Source organism: Pseudomonas sp. 15C (assembly GCF_055484735.1).
On sequence record NZ_JBUDGD010000056.1, the window covers coordinates 1 to 20,007 of the forward strand.

At 62.2% G+C, this 20,007-nt stretch carries 19 protein-coding genes; 11 read left to right on the forward strand and 8 right to left on the reverse strand.

Features of this window, described 5'->3' with window-relative positions; translation table 11 throughout:
* Window positions 1-121 precede the first annotated feature (121 nt).
* The 5 genes from ACYYKW_RS21925 to ACYYKW_RS21945 form a co-directional block, all read right to left on the reverse strand.
* A complete protein-coding gene (locus tag ACYYKW_RS21925) occupies window positions 122-2,359 on the reverse strand; it encodes an ATP-binding protein (protein ID WP_464991148.1) in 2,238 nt (745 codons plus the stop codon).
* On the reverse strand, window positions 2,356-2,970 hold the full coding sequence (locus ACYYKW_RS21930; protein ID WP_464991149.1) for a biliverdin-producing heme oxygenase: 615 nt from the start codon (window positions 2,968-2,970) through the stop codon (window positions 2,356-2,358). The genes ACYYKW_RS21925 and ACYYKW_RS21930 overlap by 4 nt, the downstream gene beginning before the upstream one ends.
* A 183-nt stretch (window positions 2,971-3,153) precedes the next feature.
* A complete protein-coding gene (gene mqo, locus ACYYKW_RS21935) occupies window positions 3,154-4,791 on the reverse strand; it encodes a malate dehydrogenase (quinone) (protein WP_464991164.1) in 1,638 nt (545 codons plus the stop codon).
* Window positions 4,792-4,838: 47 nt separating this feature from the next.
* Complete coding sequence (locus ACYYKW_RS21940; RefSeq protein WP_464991150.1) at window positions 4,839-5,117, reverse strand: hypothetical protein; 279 nt, start codon at window positions 5,115-5,117, stop codon at window positions 4,839-4,841.
* A gap of 95 nt (window positions 5,118-5,212) precedes the next feature.
* Window positions 5,213-5,626 carry a VOC family protein gene (locus ACYYKW_RS21945; protein WP_093102294.1) on the reverse strand — a complete coding sequence of 138 codons (414 nt, stop codon included), beginning with the start codon at window positions 5,624-5,626 and terminating at the stop codon, window positions 5,213-5,215.
* Between the two features lie 109 nt (window positions 5,627-5,735).
* Between ACYYKW_RS21945 and ACYYKW_RS21950 the strand changes: the two genes are divergently transcribed.
* The 3 genes from ACYYKW_RS21950 to ACYYKW_RS21960 all read left to right on the forward strand — a co-directional run bounded on the left by ACYYKW_RS21950 (window position 5,736) and on the right by ACYYKW_RS21960 (window position 8,427).
* The gene (locus ACYYKW_RS21950) at window positions 5,736-6,818 is read left to right on the forward strand and encodes a bifunctional transcriptional activator/DNA repair enzyme AdaA (protein ID WP_336354570.1); all 1,083 of its coding nucleotides are present in this window, start codon (window positions 5,736-5,738) and stop codon (window positions 6,816-6,818) included.
* A 73-nt stretch (window positions 6,819-6,891) separates the two neighbouring features.
* Window positions 6,892-7,521, forward strand: a complete 630-nt coding sequence (locus tag ACYYKW_RS21955; RefSeq protein ID WP_464991151.1) for a DNA-3-methyladenine glycosylase family protein — start codon at window positions 6,892-6,894, stop codon at window positions 7,519-7,521.
* Window positions 7,522-7,911: 390 nt separating this feature from the next.
* The gene (locus ACYYKW_RS21960) at window positions 7,912-8,427 is read left to right on the forward strand and encodes an HvfX family Cu-binding RiPP maturation protein (RefSeq protein WP_464991152.1); all 516 of its coding nucleotides are present in this window, start codon (window positions 7,912-7,914) and stop codon (window positions 8,425-8,427) included.
* Window positions 8,428-8,430: 3 nt separating this feature from the next.
* Here the strand turns inward: ACYYKW_RS21960 and ACYYKW_RS21965 are convergent, their stop codons facing one another.
* Entirely contained in the window at window positions 8,431-10,047 is a 1,617-nt protein-coding gene (locus ACYYKW_RS21965; RefSeq protein ID WP_464991153.1) for a L,D-transpeptidase family protein, read from the reverse strand.
* 150 nt (window positions 10,048-10,197) lie between these two features.
* Here ACYYKW_RS21965 and ACYYKW_RS21970 point away from each other — a divergent pair, with 150 nt between their 5' ends.
* The 4 genes from ACYYKW_RS21970 (at window position 10,198) to ACYYKW_RS21985 (ending at window position 13,508) form a co-directional block, all read left to right on the forward strand.
* A complete protein-coding gene (locus ACYYKW_RS21970) occupies window positions 10,198-10,911 on the forward strand; it encodes a murein L,D-transpeptidase catalytic domain family protein (protein WP_093102312.1) in 714 nt (237 codons plus the stop codon).
* 255 nt (window positions 10,912-11,166) lie between these two features.
* Window positions 11,167-11,424 carry a DUF2790 domain-containing protein gene (locus tag ACYYKW_RS21975; RefSeq protein ID WP_090282880.1) on the forward strand — a complete coding sequence of 86 codons (258 nt, stop codon included), beginning with the start codon at window positions 11,167-11,169 and terminating at the stop codon, window positions 11,422-11,424.
* 9 nt (window positions 11,425-11,433) lie between these two features.
* Window positions 11,434-12,105: a heavy metal response regulator transcription factor gene (locus tag ACYYKW_RS21980; RefSeq protein ID WP_187680525.1), complete on the forward strand. Its 672-nt coding sequence runs from the start codon at window positions 11,434-11,436 to the stop codon at window positions 12,103-12,105.
* Window positions 12,102-13,508 carry a heavy metal sensor histidine kinase gene (locus tag ACYYKW_RS21985; protein ID WP_464991154.1) on the forward strand — a complete coding sequence of 469 codons (1,407 nt, stop codon included), beginning with the start codon at window positions 12,102-12,104 and terminating at the stop codon, window positions 13,506-13,508. Before ACYYKW_RS21980 ends, ACYYKW_RS21985 begins: the two co-directional genes overlap by 4 nt.
* A 140-nt stretch (window positions 13,509-13,648) precedes the next feature.
* On the opposite strand, the gene ACYYKW_RS21990 is transcribed toward ACYYKW_RS21985, so the two are convergent.
* Both ACYYKW_RS21990 and ACYYKW_RS21995 read right to left on the reverse strand, forming a co-directional pair.
* Window positions 13,649-14,269, reverse strand: a complete 621-nt coding sequence (locus tag ACYYKW_RS21990; protein ID WP_093102321.1) for a cell wall hydrolase — start codon at window positions 14,267-14,269, stop codon at window positions 13,649-13,651.
* Window positions 14,260-14,481, reverse strand: a complete 222-nt coding sequence (locus tag ACYYKW_RS21995; RefSeq protein ID WP_336354564.1) for a hypothetical protein — start codon at window positions 14,479-14,481, stop codon at window positions 14,260-14,262. Before ACYYKW_RS21995 ends, ACYYKW_RS21990 begins: the two co-directional genes overlap by 10 nt.
* On the opposite strand from ACYYKW_RS21995, the gene ACYYKW_RS22000 reads away from it, so the two are divergent.
* From ACYYKW_RS22000 to ACYYKW_RS22015, 4 genes are all read left to right on the forward strand, one after another.
* Window positions 14,471-15,322, forward strand: coding sequence for a CAP domain-containing protein (locus ACYYKW_RS22000; protein WP_464991155.1), 852 nt, complete (start codon window positions 14,471-14,473; stop codon window positions 15,320-15,322). The genes ACYYKW_RS21995 and ACYYKW_RS22000 overlap by 11 nt on opposite strands.
* A 119-nt stretch (window positions 15,323-15,441) precedes the next feature.
* Window positions 15,442-16,440 (forward strand): GTP 3',8-cyclase MoaA, encoded by a 999-nt coding sequence (gene moaA / locus ACYYKW_RS22005; RefSeq protein WP_203421702.1) that lies wholly within the window; start codon window positions 15,442-15,444, stop codon window positions 16,438-16,440.
* A gap of 376 nt (window positions 16,441-16,816) precedes the next feature.
* Complete coding sequence (gene chrA / locus ACYYKW_RS22010; protein WP_464991156.1) at window positions 16,817-18,160, forward strand: chromate efflux transporter; 1,344 nt, start codon at window positions 16,817-16,819, stop codon at window positions 18,158-18,160.
* A gap of 405 nt (window positions 18,161-18,565) precedes the next feature.
* Entirely contained in the window at window positions 18,566-19,930 is a 1,365-nt protein-coding gene (locus tag ACYYKW_RS22015; protein ID WP_464991157.1) for a glutamine synthetase family protein, read from the forward strand.
* Window positions 19,931-20,007: the final 77 nt, after the last annotated feature.

The following is a 20,007-nucleotide window of genomic DNA, read 5'->3' on the forward strand; positions in this document are numbered from 1 at the left end:
AGCGTTTTGGGTTACCTTTTTGGCGTTTGAAAAAGGTGACCCGCCGTAAGGGCGGAACCCTAAGCAGCCGTTACCGCAGCAACGGATATGTACCCAAAACTCAAAGATCAAAGATCAAAGATCAAGCCACCCGCGGCACCGTAAACCGAAACTCACTCCCCCGCCCCGGCTCACTCTCGGCAACGATCCGCCCGCCATGCGCCTCAACAATCCCCTGAGTGATATACAACCCCAGCCCCGTACCCGTCGGATTACCCTCTTTCACCGTCCAGTACCGATCGAACACATGCGGCAGATGCTCCTTCGGAATGCCCTCCCCGCTATCACGTACAGTAAAGACAATCTCGTCACCCACCGTCGTCGCATGCACCCCCACAGTGCCCAGCCGCGGAGTGAACTTGATCGCATTGCCGACCAGATTCGACAGCACCTGAAACAACCGCTCAGGGTCCGCGTGAATACGCAGATCCGGATCAGCTTCGAAGGAAATGCTGATGTCCTTGTCCTGTGCCAGCGGCGTCAGCAGCGACTGCGCTTCTTCAAAGATATGCCCGACTTCCAGCGGCTGCGGCGTAATGGTGTAGCGCCCGGCATCGATTTTCGAGGTATCAAGCAAGTCTTCCAGCAGCGTGTTCATCCGCGCGGTGGCCTGTTGCATGGTGTCGATCGCCGTAGAGATCCGCCGCGAGGTGTGCGCACCGTCGGAGCTGAAGGCTTTCTGCATCATGCCGCAGAGCATCGAGATCACCGTCATCGGGTTGCGCAGGTCGTGGGACACCACTGCCACCAGCTCCTCACGAGCGCGCACCGCTTCCTGCTCGCGACGCACCTGCCGTGCCAGGTCGTTTTCCAGCGCGGAGCGGCGCAGGTCGTTGGCCGCGAACAGGTCGCCGTGGCTCCACTTCACCGAAATCCCGGCCATCTCGACTTTCCAGATCTCGAACGAGGTGCGCGGACGCAGGCGCAGGCCGGCGTCGGAGTTTTCCAGGTCCAGTGGTTTACGCGGGTCACCGCTCCAATTGATGTTTTCCTTGGCCTCGGGGCGGAACCACAGCACGCCGTTCTCTACCGGTTTGGGCAGGCTCAGCGCCAGCACCCCGCTGGCCACTTGCTGAAACTGCGCAGCGGGTGGGTAGACGCTGGACAAATGATGGCTGGCGAACACCGGCTCACCGCGTTCCTGCAGCCATTTGTGCAACGCGCGGATGTCTTCCGGTTCCGGGCAGTTGCCGTAACGGTGCAACTGCTTGTCTTCAATGATCGCGATGCCGCCGGCGCCGGTCAGCGCCATCAGCGTCTCGGGTTGTTGCGCCAGGCCATCGAAAACGTTCTGCGACGAGTCGATCATCGCCTGATTGAGCTGCGCCAGCGCTTCGAGCTTTTCGTCGCGCTGACGGCTCAGTTCCAGTGCTTCCATCGCGCTGATCTGCAGCGACAGCACCTGGCCGATGGTCTGGCAGGCCATGCGCAGTTCGTGAGGCACATGCAGCGGCTGGCGATTGCCGCAGCTGATCAGGCCCCAGAGCTTGTCACCCTTGAGCAAGGAAATGCTCATCGACGACAACACGCCCATATTCTTCATGTACTGGCAATGAATTGGCGAGACGCTACGCAGCGTGGCGAAGCTCAAGTCCAGCGGCTGCTGGGTGTCCGGGCGCAACTTCGGCACCAGCGGCACCGGCTGATAATCGGCATTGGGAATGATCCGCAGCCAGTTGGTGCGGTACAGCTCGCGGGCCTGCTCGGGAATGTCCGAGGCCGGGAAAAACAGACCATTGAACACTTCCATCGATGGATCGGAGGCCTCGGCGATGACCTGACCGTGACCCTCCTCCTCGAAACGATAGATCAGCACCCGGTCATAACCGGTCATCGCCTGGATTTCCTTGACGCTGATTTCGTACAGCGCCTGCAGCGATGTCGCCGCTTGCAGGCGTTGCAGCATGCGCCCCAGGTGAGTCTTGACCCCGGCGACGTTGCGCCGCTGGAAGTTTTCGACGTGGATTTCCAGTTCCAGGATCAGCACGCCTTGATGGCGGTGCAACAAACCTTCGAAGGCAGTTCCATTCAAGCGAAAGTACAACGGAGGCGCATCGGCCTGCGCATCGCGTTGCAGTGCCTCAAGCACCTGCGCGCAGTGCTCCAGGCCAATCAGTTCGTGCAGCGGCTGGCCGATCAGCGGCTCTGGCGCCTGGCCGAGCAATGTTTCGACGTTGGCGCTGACCTGAATGATCTGCAGCGCAGGCTCGCTCAGGGTCAACAGCAGACCGTGCGGCTGAATCGCACCGGGAAACCGGATCGGTTCGTCGGCGCAGTTGGCGAGCAGCTCTTCGAAGGCTTGTTTGTCTTGCGGGGTCATGCCAGCACCTCCCGGCGCTCGAGCCACTGCTCGAAACAGCTGAATGTAGTTTGCGCAGCGCGGACGACGGCTGCCCGTTCGGCAGCGTCCATGGGCCGGCTGCCGAGGTAGTCGATGAAATCTCGCCAGCGACGCCCGGTGGCCGCGCCGTAGACATCGAGAAAGGCCGCGCCGTTGTCGGCTTCCAGGCCCAACCGGGCAGCGATTTCGCGGCGCAGAATCTGCCCGCCGAGGGTCGCGCCTTCCAGCACATACAACACGCCGAGGCAGGCAGCGCTGGAATCGATGCGCGGCAACTCATCGCATAGCGGCAGGCTGGCCAGCGCTTCGGCGCTGGCGCCCATTGCTTGCAGGTCAGCGCGCAGGGTTGCGGTCTTGAGCCGTGGGGTCAGATCGAAGTCGTCCGGGATCGCGTTACTGGCTTGCAGGGCCTGTTCCAACGGCCGGTAAAAGCCGTAATAGGCCTGCATCAGGCGCTCGAAAGCCTGGGTATCAAGGGTGTCGGAGAAAAAAGGAAGGCGTTTTTCCAGTGCGATGTGCAGTTCGGCTGTGCCGGCCCGCAGATCCTGCAGCACCGGTGGCACATAAACCTCACGGGCCTTTGCTTGCATGTAGATCGCTCTTGGTGGGGCCGCCTGGGGCCATTCGGGGTCGGCATTACGGGTGACGAATTTATCACGGCGCGCGCCAAAACTGCCTGCCGGGCCAGTTTTTTCTGTCGCCCGGTCACCCTCTGACTGGTTCAGAGTGGCGCCGAACGGGAAAAGTTCGCCCGGCGCCACCAACCCCACTGTTCAAGGCTTGAGATCGGGATCGCTGTCCAGGTGCGGCTGTTGCACCGCGTCGATGTGCGTCGGCGGGTTGCTCGGCTGCGCCTGATCGATACCCGGTGGCGGCGTCAGTTGCAGCACTTCGCTGGTGTAGCGCCACTCCTCCATGACCTTGTCCGGGTGTTCGTTCAGGCGCGTGCCGTAGCTGGGCACGATCTGGCGCAGCTTGTCCTGCCACGGCGCGGACGCCAGTTTTTCCTTGAACACCTTCTGCATCAGATCAAGCATGATTGGCGCCGCCGTCGAGGCACCCGGGGAGGCGCCGAGCAACGCGGCAATGCTGCCGTCCCTGGACGCGACCACCTCGGTGCCAAGCTTGAGCACCCCGCCCTGCTGCTCGTCCTTCTTGATGATCTGCACACGCTGGCCAGCTTGCCACAAGCGCCAGTCCTGCTTTTGCGCCTGTGGGAAATACGCTTTGAGCGCCTCGAAACGGTCATCGTCGGACTGCATCAACTGGCCGGCGAGGTATTGCACCAGATCGAATTCACGCACGCCGACCCGGACCATCGGCCACAGATTATGCAACGTGGTACTGGCGGGCAGGTCGAAGTACGAGCCCTCCTTGAGGAATTTGGTCGAGAACGTCGCAAACGGCCCGAACAGAATCACCCGTTTGCCATCGAGCACACGCGTGTCGAGGTGCGGCACCGACATCGGCGGTGCGCCGGTCGAGGCGATGCCATAGGCCTTGGCCATGTGCCGCTGGGCTATCTCGGTATTCTCGGTGACCAGAAACGAGCCGCCGACCGGGAACCCGGCGTACTCCTTGGCCTCCTCGATGCCGGACTTCTGCAACAGCGGCAGCGCCGCGCCGCCCGCGCCGATAAACAGGAATTTGGCATCGGTGGCGGTGGTCGTGCCGTCCTTCAGATTCTTGTATTCGACGTGCCAGGAGCCGTCGTCGTTGCGGGTGATGTCGCGTACTTCCGAGGACAGCTGCAGCGAGAAGTTATCGCGTGATTGCAGATGGCTGACGAACTGCCGGGTGATCTCGCCAAAATTGACGTCGGTGCCGATCGGCGTCCAGGTCGCGGCGATTTTCTGCGCCGGGTCGCGCCCCTCCATCATCAGCGGCACCCATTGCTTGATCTGCGCCGGGTCTTCGGAATATTGCATCGGGCGGAACAACGGGCTGGCCTGCAACGCCTCGTAGCGCTTTTTCAGGAAGCGGATGTTGTCATCGCCCCAGACGAAGCTCATGTGCGGCGTGGAATTGATGAACGAACGCGGATTTTTCAACACGCCGGTTTTCACCTGCCAGGCGAGAAACTGCCGGGTGATCTGGAACGCTTCGTTGATTTCGACGGCTTTGGTGATGTCGATCTTGCCGTCCTTCTCCGGCGTGTAGTTCAGTTCGGCGAGCGCCGAGTGGCCGGTGCCGGCGTTGTTCCAGCCGTTGGAGCTTTCCTCGGCGACCTTGTCCAGGCGCTCGACCATTTCCATCGACCAGCCCGGCTCCAGCTCGCTGAGCCACACCGCCAGGGTCGAACTCATGATCCCGCCGCCCACCAGCAGCACATCGACGCGCTTGGTTTGCGCGGCATGCGCCTGAGCCATGCCGAGAGAAAAAGTCAGCGCCACCAGCGCACATTTGAGCATCGGTTTATTCATCGCAAGCCTCCCGCGATCTGCTGTCGTACGACGGTTCAATCGGCGCTGTCGTTGGTTTGCAGGGCCGGGTCGCCGTTGGCCGGGATGGTGCTGTCGACACTCTGCATGTCCTTGCCGGCTTTCTCTGCGCCGGGATAGCCGGGTAAACCGCGGGTATCGGCGGGCGTCATCACCTCGTCGGTGTCGCGCGCATGGTCCCAGTCGGTCGTGGCGTTAGGGTCTTCGTCGCGCCCGGCGGTGCCGATAACAAAACCATCGTCGTTCGGGCTGAGGGTTTCTTCGAGCGGCTTGTCAGTGCTGGATGGATGGGTCATGGCTGCCTCCAGAAAAGTCGTGATCGGACTTGTTTGGAATGCCCAAGGCTTGTGGAGTGCGATGGAAAAGACCAACGGTGCCTGCTCTAGCCGAATCAGGCTTCGCTCGGCCCTTTGAGTTCGACCTGGTTGCCGTCCGGGTCAAAGCAATACAGCGAGAGGCCGTAACCTTCGGCGCCGAAGCGTCTGGCGGCTTTCTCCACGGTCAGGCCACAGGCCTGCAAGTGAACGGTGAGCGCCGCTTCGTCGAACGGTTCGATGCGCAGGCAGAAATGATCGACATTACGCCGCTCCGCCCCTGCTGCGCCGCCACCCTTGCGGCCCAGTTCGCCTTGCAGGTCGACCAGATCGATCATCGAAGTACCGGCGCGCAGATGCACCAAACCCAGCGGCTGATTGTGGCGGACCACTTCGGCGCCGAACACCTTGGCGTAAAAGTCGATGCTGCGTTGCAGGTCGGCGACGCGCAGCACGATGTGATCGATGCGCTGGATGGTGAACGGTGGCATGGCGTTGATTCCTCCCAAGTGGCGATTGGGTGATTGTGGTGCAGATCGAAAAAAATTCACTGTCGATTTTTCGGTGGAGTCATCGACAAAGCGGTTTTATTCTCAGCCCATGAACATACAGACCACTGCCCTGCCGCCCCACGCCGAAATGGTTCGCGCCATGCTTGAACGCGACACTGCCTATGAAGGCGTGTTCTTCACGGCGGTGAAAACCACCGGAATCTTTTGCCGCCCCAGTTGCACGGCGCGCAAGCCGAAACCGGAGAACGTCGAGTTTTTCGCCCATGCCGACGATTGCCTGTCGGCCGGCTATCGCGCCTGCCTGCGCTGCAAGCCGCTGGACGCAGCGGCCATCGCCCCGGACTGGGTGCAGCGCCTGCTCAGCGCTGTGGATGCCGACCCCGAGGTGCGCTGGAGCGATGCGCAGTTGCTCGCTGAAGGCATCGAACCGCTGAAACTGCGCCGCTGGTTCAAGCAGCATTTCGGCATGACCTTCCATGCCTGGCTGCGCACACGACGGCTGGGCATGGCGCTGGGCGGAATCAAGCAAGGCGCATCGATCGACCATGCGGCCTTCGATTCCGGCTATGAATCGCTCAGCGGTTTTCGTGATGCGTTTCAGAAGTCCTTCAACATTACGCCAGGCCGCGTCGCCCAGAGCGAGCCGCTGCTGTTCACCCGGCTGACCACGCCGTTGGGGCCGATGATCGCCATGGCCGAACGCCGCGGTCTGGTGTTGCTGGAATTCCTCGACCGGCCGGCGCTGACCCGCGAAGTCGAGCAGTTGCACGGGCGCTACGGTTACGCCGTCGCGCCGGGACACAACGCGCATTTGCAGCAGATCGAAACCCAACTGGCGGAGTATTTTGCCGGCAACCTGAGCGCGTTCAGCGTGGCTTTGCATATGCCCGGCAGTGCATTCGATCGTCAGGTCTGGGCGGCGCTGCTGCAAATCCCCTACGGCCACACCAGCACTTATGGCGCCATCGCCGCCGGGCTGGGCAAACCCGGCGCCAGCCGCGCCGTCGGCCTGGCCAACGGGCATAATCGCCTGTCGATCGTGGTGCCGTGTCACCGAGTAATCGGCGCGGATGGCGCGTTGACCGGCTATGGTGGAGGACAGCCGCGCAAGGCGTTTCTGTTGCGCCTGGAAAACGCCGCCACGCAGCTCACGCAACAACTCGCGTTCTGACCTGCTGACATTAATCACAAAGGGATTTCGATGAGCATGCTCGATACACAATTTCACGGCCTGCTGAAATAACGTGACAGAGACCTATCAAGCGGCGAGCGATTTTCTCGCCGCACTCGACGCTGACTGGCAGCGCCATATCGCCGCTATAGGCCCGTGCCTGCATCGCCCGCATCCGGCGCGCGATCCGTATGAATCGCTGGTGCGGGCGATCGCTTATCAGCAACTGCACGCCAAGGCCGGGGACGCGATTCTGGGGCGTTTGCTGGGGTTGTTCGCCGGACAGACGTTTCCGCGGCCGGAGCAGCTTCTCGCCACCGACGTCGAGCGCCTGCGCGGCTGCGGGTTTTCCGCGAGCAAGATTGCGACGATTCAGGGCATCGCCCAGGCGACGCTGGATGGCGTGGTGCCGGATTACGCCACGGCGCTGGCGATGGATGATGAAGCGCTGATCGAGCGGCTGATCAGTTTGCGTGGGGTCGGGCGCTGGACGGTGGAGATGTTGTTGATCTACAGCCTGGAGCGTATGGATATTCTGCCGGCGGATGACTTTGGTGTGCGCGAGGGTTATCGGCGGTTGAAGGGGCTGGACGTGCAGCCGACGCGCAAGCAGATGATCGAAATTGGGTTGGCGTGGCGGCCTTATCGGACGGTGGCGGCGTGGTATTTGTGGCGGGTGCCGAAAGTGCTGCCCTCACCCTAGCCTCTCCCGGAGGGAGAGGGGACTGATTGGAGGATATTGGCGTAATGCGCCGACCTGAACGGTTAGCGCTGAATCCATAATCGCCAACCCATTGGACGTCGACTCCATACTGGCCACACCTCGGCAGAGCCATAATCGACTCGGTGTCTCAGGTCGATGCACAGCGCAAAACCCCGCGGTCGGCCCCCTCTCCCTCTGGGAGAGGGCTGGGCGGGCGGCGTTCCGATGAGGGGCCGAGCCAACTTGGTTTCACTGCGTGTACCCCAGTGTATCCAGCCCCCGCCCAGACACACCCAACCAACAATTCCCCACCCCAACGACACACCCCCGATACACCCCACACTTCAAATGCACCGGTCGATTTCACTTGAAGAACCACCGGAGCCCCTCATGAGCAAAACCCTCTCCAACACCGTTCAGCACCTGCACCTGAACCTCGATCGCGCCGGCGCGTGGCTGGCGCCGTTGACCTTGCGCCTGTTCATCGCCTGGGAATTCTTCGAATCCGGGCTGGAGAAATTCAACGGGCAGAACTGGTTCGAAGATATTCAAGAGCGCTTCCCCTTCCCCTTCGACCGACTGCCGGCGACGCTGAACTGGGAGCTTTCGATGTGGGCCGAGCTGATCTGCGCCGTGGCGATCCTGATCGGTTTCGGCACGCGCTTTTCGGCGCTGGTCTTGATGGTGGTGACGGTGGTCGCCACGGCTGCTGTGCACTGGCCTGCCGACTGGTCGTCGCTGAGCGAACTGGCGCAGGGTTACGCGATCACCAACAAGGGCTTCGGCAACTTCAAGCTGCCGGCGATCTACCTGGTCGCGCTGGCGCCGTTGCTGTTCGCTGGCGCCGGCAAGTTGAGTGTCGATGCCTGGCTGGCGCGCCTGTTGTGGAGGCGCGGCCAGCGCTGAGCCTCAATGCGCGCGGTCAAGCCCGGCCAGTAACGCACTGTCGCGGCTGTAGATGTCCGGCGCGTAGCGCACCTGGCCGTTGCCGTCGACTTGCGCGGTCCAGTAGGTCATCAGGATCGGCACCGGCGCCGACAAGCGAAATTCGTGGGTGGTGCCGGTCGCCAGCAGGGTTTCCGTGCGGGCCTTTTCCGCCGGGGTGAGCAGCAGGTCGCGCAGTTGCATCGGATGTTCGACCCGCACGCAACCGGAGCTGAATGCGCGCGGGCCTTTGTCGAACAGCGCCTTGCTCGGCGTGTCGTGCAGGTACACCGAAAACGGATTTGGAAAGCGGATGACCATTTGCCCCAACGGATTGCGCGGTCCGGCGTCCTGGCGCAGAAGGATGTTGCCGGGGTTTTCCCAGTCGATGTCCGCTGCCGCCAAAGGCAGACCGTTGGCGTCGAGTACCTGCAGGTTGTGGCGGCTGAGGAAGGTCTGGTCCTTGCGGATTTCCGGCAGTTTGTCTTCCTTCCAGATGGTCGGCGGCACGGTCCAGGTCGGGTTCAGGGTGAGACGGGTTACGCGCGATTTCAGCAACGGCGTCTGGCGGTCGGCGCGGCCAACCTGAGTGCGCGTTTGCCACACGGGCGCGCCGTCCTGATACAGCGTCAGTTCGGCGGCGGCGACGTTGATCAGCAGCGTATTGGGCTCCATGTCCTGAGACATCCAGCGGAAGCGCTCGAGATTGACGCGCAACTGTTCGCGGCGGATCAGCGGGCTGATGTTCAGTTCGGCAATCGTCCCCGGCCCGACCACCCCGTCAGCCTGCAACGAATGATTGACCTGAAAACTCTTCACCGCATCAACCAGTGCGCCTTCATAAGCATTACCCGACGTGCCGATGGCGTCGCTCAGATAGCCTTCGCTGTACAGCCGCTGAGCCAGCTCAGGTACGCGCTTGTCTTCCATCGCCGGGCGCAACAGTGGCCCGCTGCCGACCGGTTGCCATTGCGGCAAGGTTTGCAGACGTTGCGCGGCGTAGAGCTGCCGCAGATCCTGATATTGCGCCAGACGCGGCCGCGCCAGATCGAACGCTGCGGGGATGTCATGCAGGCCGGGAACGGCGATCGCCAATAATTCCGCCTGACGGTCACGCGGGGTGTCGTCTGAATGCCACAGCGGTTCGAAATGCGATTGCAGCAGGCGGCCGAAATGCAGGTCCTGCAGCGCTTGCAGGTAATAGCGACTGATCTCGATATCGGCGCACAGCTCGCCATCCTGCGGCGCTACGGCCGCGACCGGGTAGCGCGCCGGATTGAGACCATCGTCGACCAACAAGCGCAATTGCCCGTGCAATGCCGGCAAACGTGCGGATTCGCTGGCCCACGCCGGCAGCCAGTCCTGCTGCTGATAGAACGCTTGCAACTGGCTCAGCGCCGCGCCGTCGAGCCGCGTTGCAATCGCCGGGCAGGACTGGCGCAGATTGATCAATACCGCCTGTAACGGGCTTTGCGGTTCGACCGGTATTTCGGCCGCTGGCGTCGGCAGGGTCGGCAACGGCGGCAGCGCCTCCTCGGCACAAGCGACAAACGGCGCAGCGAGCAAACAAATGCTCAAGTAGCATGCGTACTTTTTGAACAACTGCTTTACTCCAATCCATGGCCGTCTCGATGACGGTCAACCTTACATCAGGTGCGCTGAACAGTCAGGCTCGATCATCAAGCCTGCAGGTATCGACTGGACGTCAGGAACCAAAGTGCCCGATATGTAGCAAGTGAGGACACTTCATCAATGTTGACGTTTTTGCGCCGACTTTTGCTGAGCACCGCGACCCTTGTCGTAGTGACCAGCCCCGTTTTTGCCGCCGGCAAACTCTCGCCGGTTCTTTACACCAGCCTCGCGCACGCCGCGCCAGAACTCAATCCCCACGCGCTGAAAGGTGCGCTGAGCGCCATGCAGTGCGCGGTGAGCAACGGCGCGAAACCGTCGCGTCATCTGGCGATCATCGACTATTCGCAACCGTCCACCGAACGCCGACTGTGGATCTTCGACCTGAGCAAGAAGAAGCTGGTGCTGCGCGATCTGGTTGCCCACGGTTCCAACTCCGGGGAAAACTTCGCCACGCAGTTTTCCAATCGTGAAGGCAGTTTCCAGTCCAGCCTCGGCCTGTTCCGCACTCAGGAAAGTTACAGCGGCACCCACGGTTACTCGTTGCGCATGGACGGTCTGGAGCCGGGCTTTAACGACATGGCGCGCGACCGGGCGATTGTCATCCATGCCGCCGATTACGTGAACCCGCTGTGGAGCAAGCGCCAGGGCCGCATCGGCCGCAGCCAGGGCTGCCCCGCAGTGCGGCCGCAGATTGCCAGACAGGTGATCGATCGCCTGAAGAACGGCCAGTTCATGTTTTCCTGGTACCCCGATCAGCGCTGGCTGAAATCCTCGCCGTACCTCAACTGCCAACCGCAGCAGATCGCGAGTGTTCTCAGTACCCACGCGAGCTGACGGCACAACCTGTAACCCTGTGGGAGCTGGCTTGCCAGCGATAGCGGTGGATCAGCCAATGAAAATTTTGACTGTGCCGGCCTCATCGCTGGCAAGCCAGCTCCCACAAGGATATGAGTTGAGTCTGGAAAGTCTTCTTACACCGTTTCATTACAACTTTGTCATTCAGTTGTCGGTTTGCCGTGCGGATCGCTCGGTAGCCTGAAGTTGTTCCGGCGCCACTGCCGATCCACTTCACCCACTGAGTGACTGACCATGAAAACCCTCCTGATCGCCTTCACCGCCCTCCTCGCCACCGGCAGCGTGTTTGCCGCGACCACCCCCGACACCGGCGTGATCCATGACAAAACCGGTTTCTACGTGCATCTGGATATCGACAAAGTGCTGTCCAGCACCGATATTTCACAGGCGTGCGGGGTGATCCCGGCGCGCTTGAACTACCTCGACCATCAGGGCCGCGAACATGTGCTGGACTATCAGGTTCAAGGCAGCGGCTGCACCAACGACCATTGAGACTGACCGATGAATATTCTGGTTGTCGAAGACGAACCCAAGGCCGGCAATTACCTGCTCAACGGTTTGCAGGAACTCGGTTACAGCGTCAGCCTGGCCCGCGACGGTGCCGATGGCCTGCATCTGGCGCTGGAGCACAGCTTCGACGTGATCGTGCTGGACGTGATGATGCCGAAAATGGATGGCTGGGAAGTGCTGCGCCGGCTGCGCAAGGAAGCCGACACGCCGGTGTTGTTCCTCACGGCTCGCGATGACATCGCCGACCGCGTCAAAGGCCTTGAGCTCGGCGCAGACGATTACCTGATCAAACCGTTTTCCTTCGCCGAACTGGTGGCGCGCCTGCGCACCCTGACCCGGCGCGGGCCGATTCATGAAGACGAACAATTGCAAGTCGCCGACCTGCAGATCGACGTGCTCAAGCGCCGGGTGACCCGTGCCGGTGTGCGCATCACCCTGACCAACAAGGAGTTCGCCCTGCTGCAATTGTTCGCCAGCCACACCGGGCAGGTGCTTGCGCGTTCGCTGATCGCCTCGCGGGTCTGGGACATGAATTTCGACAGCGACACCAACGTCGTCGACGTCGCCGTGCGGCGCTTGCGGGCGAAGATCGATGACCCGTTCCAGCTCAAGCTGATCCACAGCGTGCGCGGTATCGGCTATCGCTTCGACACGCAGCCATGAGCCGCCCTCGCGAGTATTCACTGACCCTGCGCCTGGCGCTGTTGTTCGCCCTGCTCGCTTTCGCTTCGCTGGCCGGCCTTGGTGCCGCGCTGTACAACGAGCTGGAGCAGCAACTGACCCGGCGCGATGACACGGCGCTGGTCAGTCGTATCGATCAATTGCGCAGTTTCCTCAACGACAGCAACACGCTGGAATTGATCAAGCACAAACCGGCATTGTTCCAGAACATGCTCGGCAATCGCGAAGCGCTGCTGACCATCGGCACGCCCGGCGAGCCGCCGCTGCTGGTGGTCAACCCGGGCAACCTCACCGCGCCGGATTTGCCTGCCGTGCCGATCGATCACCCGATGACCCTGAACGATGTGCAGCATTTGCCGAGCGTCAACGGCGTGCCGTTTTCCGCGGTGGCGGCGACCATCGATTCCGGCGATCTGGGCAATCTGCAAGTCACCACCGGGCGCCTGATGAGCGAGCGCACGGCGATGCTCGAAAGTTACCGTTTGAGCGTTTACGGGCTGGCCTCGCTGGCGGCGCTGCTGCTGGCGCTGGTCGGTTGCCTGCTGGTGTATCGCGGCCTGCTGCCGGTGCGACGTCTGGCCCGACATGCGCACGGCATCGGCGTCGGCAACCTCAACGAACGCCTCGACAGCCAAGGCGCGCCGCGAGAAATGCAGCCGATGATCGAAGCCTTCAATGCCATGCTCGACCGGCTCGCCACAGGCTTTGCGCAGTTGAGCCAGGTGTCCACCGACATGGCCCATGAGCTGCGCACGCCGATCAACAACCTGCTCGGCGAAACCCAGGTCGCCCTGCAGCAACACCGCAGTGTCGAGGCCTATCAGCAATTGCTCGCCTCCAACGTCGAGGAGCTCGAACGCCTGACGCGCATGCTCGACAACATGCTGTTTTTGGCCCGCACCGACCCGGCCAGTGCCTTGAGCCAACGTCAGGAACTGGACGCGGCGGAGGAAATGCAGCGCATCGCCGATTACTTCGAGGGGCTGGCAGCGGATGTCGGCATGACCATCGAGGCCCGCGGCGACGGCGTGATCTGGGCCGAACCGATGCTGTTGCGCCGCGCCTTGGCCAACCTCTGCGCCAATGCGATCAAGTACGGCGCAGCGGATTCGACGCTGCAGGTCGAAGCCAGTGCCGAGGCGGATGGCAGTTATCTACGCGTGCGCAATCAGGGCGCGAGCATTGCGCCGGAGCATCTGGCGCGGCTGTTCGAGCGTTTCTATCGGGTTGACCAGTCACGCGAGCGCTCGGCGCAATCCAACGGGTTGGGCCTGTCGATTGTCGCGACGATCATGCAGCTGCATCAGGGGCGCTACAGCGTCAGCAGCGAGAACGACGTGACCTGTTTCGAGCTGTTTTTCCCCGTTCGCCAACCGACGGAATAAAGCCACCCCCAATCCCCTATAGGAGTGAGCCTGCTCGCGATAGCGGTGTGTCAGGCACATATTCGTTTACTGACACACCGCTATCGCGAGCAGGCTCACTCCTACAAGGGATCTTCATGCGACGACAAATGGCGGTGGGCCTAACGCGCATCCCCGCCCGCCGGTTTATAAAACTGAAACTTGCCGATCGCGGCCGTGCGGCGGTATTCATTGGCCCAGCCCGGATGCACTCTGCGGTCGTGGAAATACATGGCGCCGTGGGTGCGATCCTTGAGTTGGCGGTTCAGCGCCTTGCCGGCAATTTTCTTGGCCAGCGCGTATTCGGCGTCTTCCTTGACCTGATCGGGCTTGCCGTCGCACCACCAGGAAAACTGGCAGCTTTTGCTTTCCGAGCCCTGTTTGACCACCGCACACACCGTGTCGGGAAAACCCTCGTGACCGAGACGGTTCATCACCACGCTGGCCACGGCTTCCATTTCCGGGGTGTCCTTGCCCTTGGCTTCCCAGTAGATGCTGCGTGCCAGACAGGTCAACGGGTCGTCCAGCGGCGCCGCGCCGGCCGGGTCAACCGCTTGCGCCTCGGTTGGGGTGATCGCTTCGGATTTCGGCGCCGGGGCGCTGCTGACCTTGTCCGCCGCTTTCTCCTCCAGCACCTGTGCTTTCTCTTCGGCCTTGACCTCGATCGGGGCCTGCCCGGTGGCCCATGCCGCGCCTGCCAACAAAGTGAATACCAGACAACCCGCCAAGCGTTTCAATCCCATGTCAGTTCTTCCGGCAGCGCCCGTTCCGGGCTGGATGTTTCGTCGGTGAGACGCCCGGTTTTCGGGGTCTGCGCAGAGTGTAGCCGGCCAAGCCGGGAGAAACATCCCGGATAAAAAAACCGCTGAATGCCGAAAAAAGACATTGCACCCACCGGGGGCCTTTCGCGCATCATGGGCGCATTCAGCTCAAGGGAGATTTCCATGCGCTTCATGCCATCTGTTTTGCGTCTCGCCGGGTTATCGCTGGGCGTTGTCTTCGCCGCATCAGCGGTGGCGGCCGATGAGTTGCAACTGATCGAGTCGATCAACAGCTACCGCAGCCAGCCGCAGCGTTGCGGGACGCAGGCCTCAAACGAATTGCCGCCACTGTCCGCCGATCCACGCCTGCGCCTGCCGGCCAGCGGCGCGGTCGATCTGCAACAAGCCATGGCCAGTGCCCGCTATCCGATGGTCAACGTCCAGGCGATCACCCTCAACGGCCCGCGCGACGCAGCGTCGGCGATGCAAGCGATCCAGGAAAGTTTCTGTCAGGTGGTGCTCGATCCGCAGTTCGTCGATATCGGCGTGAACCGCGTCGATCGTGATTGGCGCATCGTCCTGGCGCGGCCGCTGCTCTCGGCCAAGCTCGGCGACGGGCAAAGCGAAGGGCAGAAACTGCTCGCCCAACTCAACGCCGCCCGCAGCCAGCCGCGCCAATGCGGCGGCCAGGCTTTCGCCGCTGCCGCACCGCTGGCATGGAATGCAACGCTGGGCACGGTGGCCCAGGATCACAGCCGCGACATGGCCAATAACAATTACCTCGATCACAAGGACCGCGATGGCCGTACCCCCGGCGACCGCGCCGAACTTGCCGGTTACAGCGGGCAACTGGTCGGCGAAAACATTGCCGCCGGGCAAGATACGGTCGGCAAGGTCGTCGACGGCTGGCTCGCCAGTCCCGGGCATTGCGCCAACCTGATGAACCCGCAATACAAGGAACTCGGCGCGGCGTACGCAACCGATCCGAAAAGCAATGCCGGCATTTACTGGACGGCGATGTTCGGTGCGCAATGATTCCATCATCGACCGGGTCAATCAGCCGGTCAGCCAGAGTGATTGGACGGCAACGGGTGCGCACTTTACCCTGCGCAACTGCGCCAATTGGCCGCACCTGACATCCACGAGGCGAATCCATGACAGAGCGTGAATTGATCGATGGTCACAACCGCCGCGTGGATTATTTGCGCCTGTCGGTGACTGATCGCTGCGATTTCCGCTGCGTCTATTGCATGGCCGAAGACATGCAGTTCCTGCCACGCCAGCAGATCCTCACGCTCGAAGAGTTGTTTCAGGTCGCGCAAAGCTTCGTCGCCCTCGGTACGCGCAAGATCCGTCTTACCGGTGGCGAACCACTGATCCGCCCCGGCGTGGTCAAGCTCTGCGAGCAGATCGCCGCCCTGCCCGGCCTGCGCGAACTGTGCCTGACCACTAACGGCTCGCAACTGGGCAAACTCGCCGCGCCGCTGTTCGACGCCGGGGTCAAGCGCCTGAACATCAGCCTCGACAGCCTCGACCCGCAGCGCTTCAAGGAACTGACCCGCACCGGTGATCTGGCCCAGGTGATCGACGGCATCGACGCCGCTCGCAAGGCCGGTTTTACCCGCACCAAACTCAACTGCGTGGTGATGCAGGGGCGCAACGATCACGAGATCAACGATCTGGTGAGCTTCGCCATCGATCGTCAGCTCGACATCTCCTTCATCGAAGAAATGCCGCTGGGCACCATCAGCGAACACAGCCGCGCCGAATCGTTTTTCTCCAGCGCCCAGGTGCGCGAGAAAATTGCCGAGCGCTACACCCTGATCGACTCCGCCGAATCGACCCAAGGCCCGTCGCGCTACTGGCGCCTGGCCGAAGCACCGGAGATTCGCCTGGGCTTCATCTCCCCGCACAGCCACAACTTCTGCGCCACTTGCAACCGCGTACGGCTGACTGTCGAAGGCCGACTGTTGTTGTGTTTGGGTAACGAACATTCGATGGACCTGAAAGCGGTGCTGCGCGCACATCCGGGGCAACCGCAACGCCTGGAAAAAGCCATCATCGAAGCCATGAAGCTGAAACCGTATCGGCACAATTTCGAAGTCAACGATGATGTGCAGGTGGTGCGGTTCATGAACATGACGGGGGGCTGACCGGCCACCCCCAGCGCGCAAACGGGACCGTTCAATGATTACCGGATCAGTTCGGCGCGGGGGTTTGGGGTGGGTCAGACATCGTAGCCCCTCACCCTAGCCCTCTCCCGAGGGAGAGGGAACTGATCGGGGGATGCTGGCGAGCTCCGTCGAGGTGATGTTGCATTGGTGAATCCATAAGCCACACATTTCGTTCTGGATGCTTGGTCTCATAATCGACGCGGTCATCCAGGTCGATGCATAACGCCAGACACTTCGGTCGGCTCCCTCTCCCTCTGGGAGAGGGCTGGGGTGAGGGTTTTAGGTTGACACCACATCGCAAGCAAAACCTGCTTATATACCCGCTCCGCCAGGACTCACGCCAGGAGCGACGCCATTGGATCACGAACAAAAAAATCTCCCGCGCCCCGCCCCCATCACCCTGAAACACGCCTGGCGCTTCTGGCTCAAGCTCGGTTGCATCGGCTTCGGCGGTCCTGCCGGGCAGATCGCGATCATGCACCAGGAGCTGGTCGAGCGACGCCGCTGGATTTCGGAGAAGCGTTTCCTCCACGCACTCAATTACTGCATGTTGCTGCCCGGCCCCGAAGCCCAGCAACTGGCGACCTACATTGGCTGGCTGCTGCATCGCTCCTGGGGTGGAATAGTTGCCGGTGTGCTGTTTGTGCTGCCGTCGCTGTTCATCCTGATCGCGCTGTCGTGGGTCTACATCGCCTTCGGCGACATGCCCGCCGTGGCTGGAGTGTTTTACGGAATCAAACCGGCGGTGACGGCAATCGTCCTGCATGCGGCCCATCGCATCGGCTCGCGTGCGCTGAAGAACGCCTGGCTGTGGGCGATTGCCGGGGCGTCGTTCGTGGCGATTTTTGCGTTCAATGCGCCGTTCCCGTTGATCGTGCTTGGCGCGGCGCTGATCGGCTATCTCGGCGGACGTTTCGCCCCGCAGCGGTTCAACGCTGCCAGCCCGCGCAACAGCGGCAAATCCTTCGGCCCGGCGCTGATCGATGACGACACGCCAACACCGGAACACGCCCGTTTCAAACCGGCGAAACTGTGGAAACTGGCGCTGATCGGCGCGGCGCTGTGGTGTTTGCCGATGGCGCTGCTGACAACATTGTTCGGCTGGGACGGCACCTTCACGCAAATGGGCTGGTTCTTCACCAAAGCTGCGCTGCTGACCTTCGGCGGCGCGTACGCGGTGTTGCCGTACGTTTATCAGGGCGCGGTCGGCCATTACGGCTGGCTGACGCCGACGCAGATGATCGACGGCCTCGCCCTCGGTGAAACCACGCCCGGGCCGCTGATCATGGTGGTGGCGTTTGTCGGCTTCGTCGGCGCTTACGTGCAACCGACGTTCGGCCCCGAGCACGCTTTCGCCGCCGGCGCCCTGGCGGCGACATTGGTGACGTGGTTCACCTTCCTGCCCTCGTTCCTGTTCATCCTCGCCGGCGGGCCGCTCGTGGAATCGACGCACAACGAACTGAAGTTCACCGCACCGCTGACCGCCATTACCGCCGCCGTGGTCGGGGTGATTGTCAATCTGGCGTGTTTCTTCGCCTACCACGTGTTCTGGCCGAACGGTTTTGCCGGCGCCGTCGATGTATTTTCGATCGTCCTGGCGATTGCCGCAGCCGTAGCCCTGTTCGTGTTCAAGCGCGGGGTGATCAGCGTGCTGATCGTTTGCGCCCTCGCCGGGCTGGGCTTTCACCTGATGCGCTGAAGCGCGGCGCGATAATCTCCCGTTTACATGCCCGCGGATTCCCCCTTACTATCCGGGCACACCGGTCGGCGGGCCAGCCCCGCCACCGACGTTTTCCGCCAACGGAAACACGCGTTATGAGTACGTCACCTAAACCACAACAAGCGTTGTACGTCTCACCCTCGCGCGCCCTCGTCAGGAGCGGCGTATGAACCGTATCGTCAATCTGCCCATGGCCCTGCGCCGTTCCAAGCTGCGTCACTCCGCACGCCCGCCGGATATCGCCCTGCCCGTCTGATCGCGTCGGTTAAAGACCCGCGACAGCCTTCTATTTTCTGATATCCCTGCCAGGACACCCACGCCTTTTGCCGCGTCGGGTCCGGCCCGATTCTGCGCGCCTGTGCGGCGCCCCCGTGAGTGATTGCCATGAATTTCGCAGCCCTTGAAGACGCACGTCTGTTCCTTGCGCAAAACCCCGATATCGACATGATCGAGCTGTTCATCCTCGACGCCAACGGCGTACCGCGCGGCAAGCTGTTGCACCGCGAAGAACTGCTCGCCGTGTACGAAAGCGGCCGGCCGTTGCCGAGCACCATCCTCGGCCTGACCGTGCAGGGTGAAGACGTGGAAAACTCCGGTCTGGTCTGGGACGTCGGCGACATCGACTGCCGCGCCTATCCATTGGAAGGCAGTCTGGTGCGCCTGCCGTGGCGGCAGATTCCGACCGCTGCGGTGCAAGTGAGCATGCACCCGACTGAAGGCCTGCCAGCGAGCATCGCCGACCCGCGACACTTGCTGATCAAAGTCATCGACGCGCTCAAAGCCGAGGGTTTCCACCCAATCATGGCCTGCGAGCTGGAGTTCTATCTGCTCGACGCCAAACGCGATCACAACGGCCGACCGCAACCGGCGCTGGATGCTGACGGTGGTCGACCGCGACACACCCAGGTCTACGGTCTGCGCGAACTGGAACAGATCGAACCATTCCTCGCCGACCTCTACAGCGCCTGCAAACTGCACGGCATTCCGGCGCGCACGGCGATCTCCGAATACGCACCGGGCCAGGTGGAAATCACCCTCGAACACGGCGATGCACTGGCGGCGATGGATCAGGCGGTGCGCTACAAACGTCTGGTCAAAGCGGTGGCGCACAAGCACGGCATGCAGGCGACGTTCATGGCCAAGCCGTTCGACGACCTGGCCGGCACCGGCATGCACATGCACGTCAGCCTCGCCGATGACGCCGGGCACAATCTGTTCGCCTCGGAAGATCCGGCCGGCACGCCGCTGCTGCGCACCGCGATTGGCGGCATGCTCGCCTCGCTGCTCGATTCGCTGCTGCTGTTCTGCCCGAACGCCAATTCCTACCGACGTTTCCAGGCCAACAGCTACGCCCCGCTGGCGCCGACCTGGGGCGTCGACAACCGCACCGTCAGCCTGCGCGTGCCCGGCGGCCCGGCCAACACGCGGCACATCGAACACCGCATCTGTGGCGCCGACGCCAACCCGTATCTGGCGGCGGCGGCAATTCTCGCTGGCATTCATCGCGGCATTCGTGAAGACCTTGATCCGGGTGCGCCAGTCGAGGGCAATGGCTATGCGCAGGCCAAGGAGTTGCTGCCCACAGACTGGCTGACTTCGTTGCAAGCGCTGGAGAATTCGGTGTGGGCGCGGGATGCCCTGGGGCAGGAGTTTCTGGGCGTGTATCTGGCGGTGAAACGGGCCGAGTACCGGCAGTTCATGGCCGAGGTGGGTGAGCAGGATTGGCGCTGGTACCTGACCGAGGCCTGAAGCCCCACCACTTAACCCTGTGGGAGCTGGCTTGCCAGCGATGGGGCCGGCACATCTGGCATAAGCGTTGACTGACA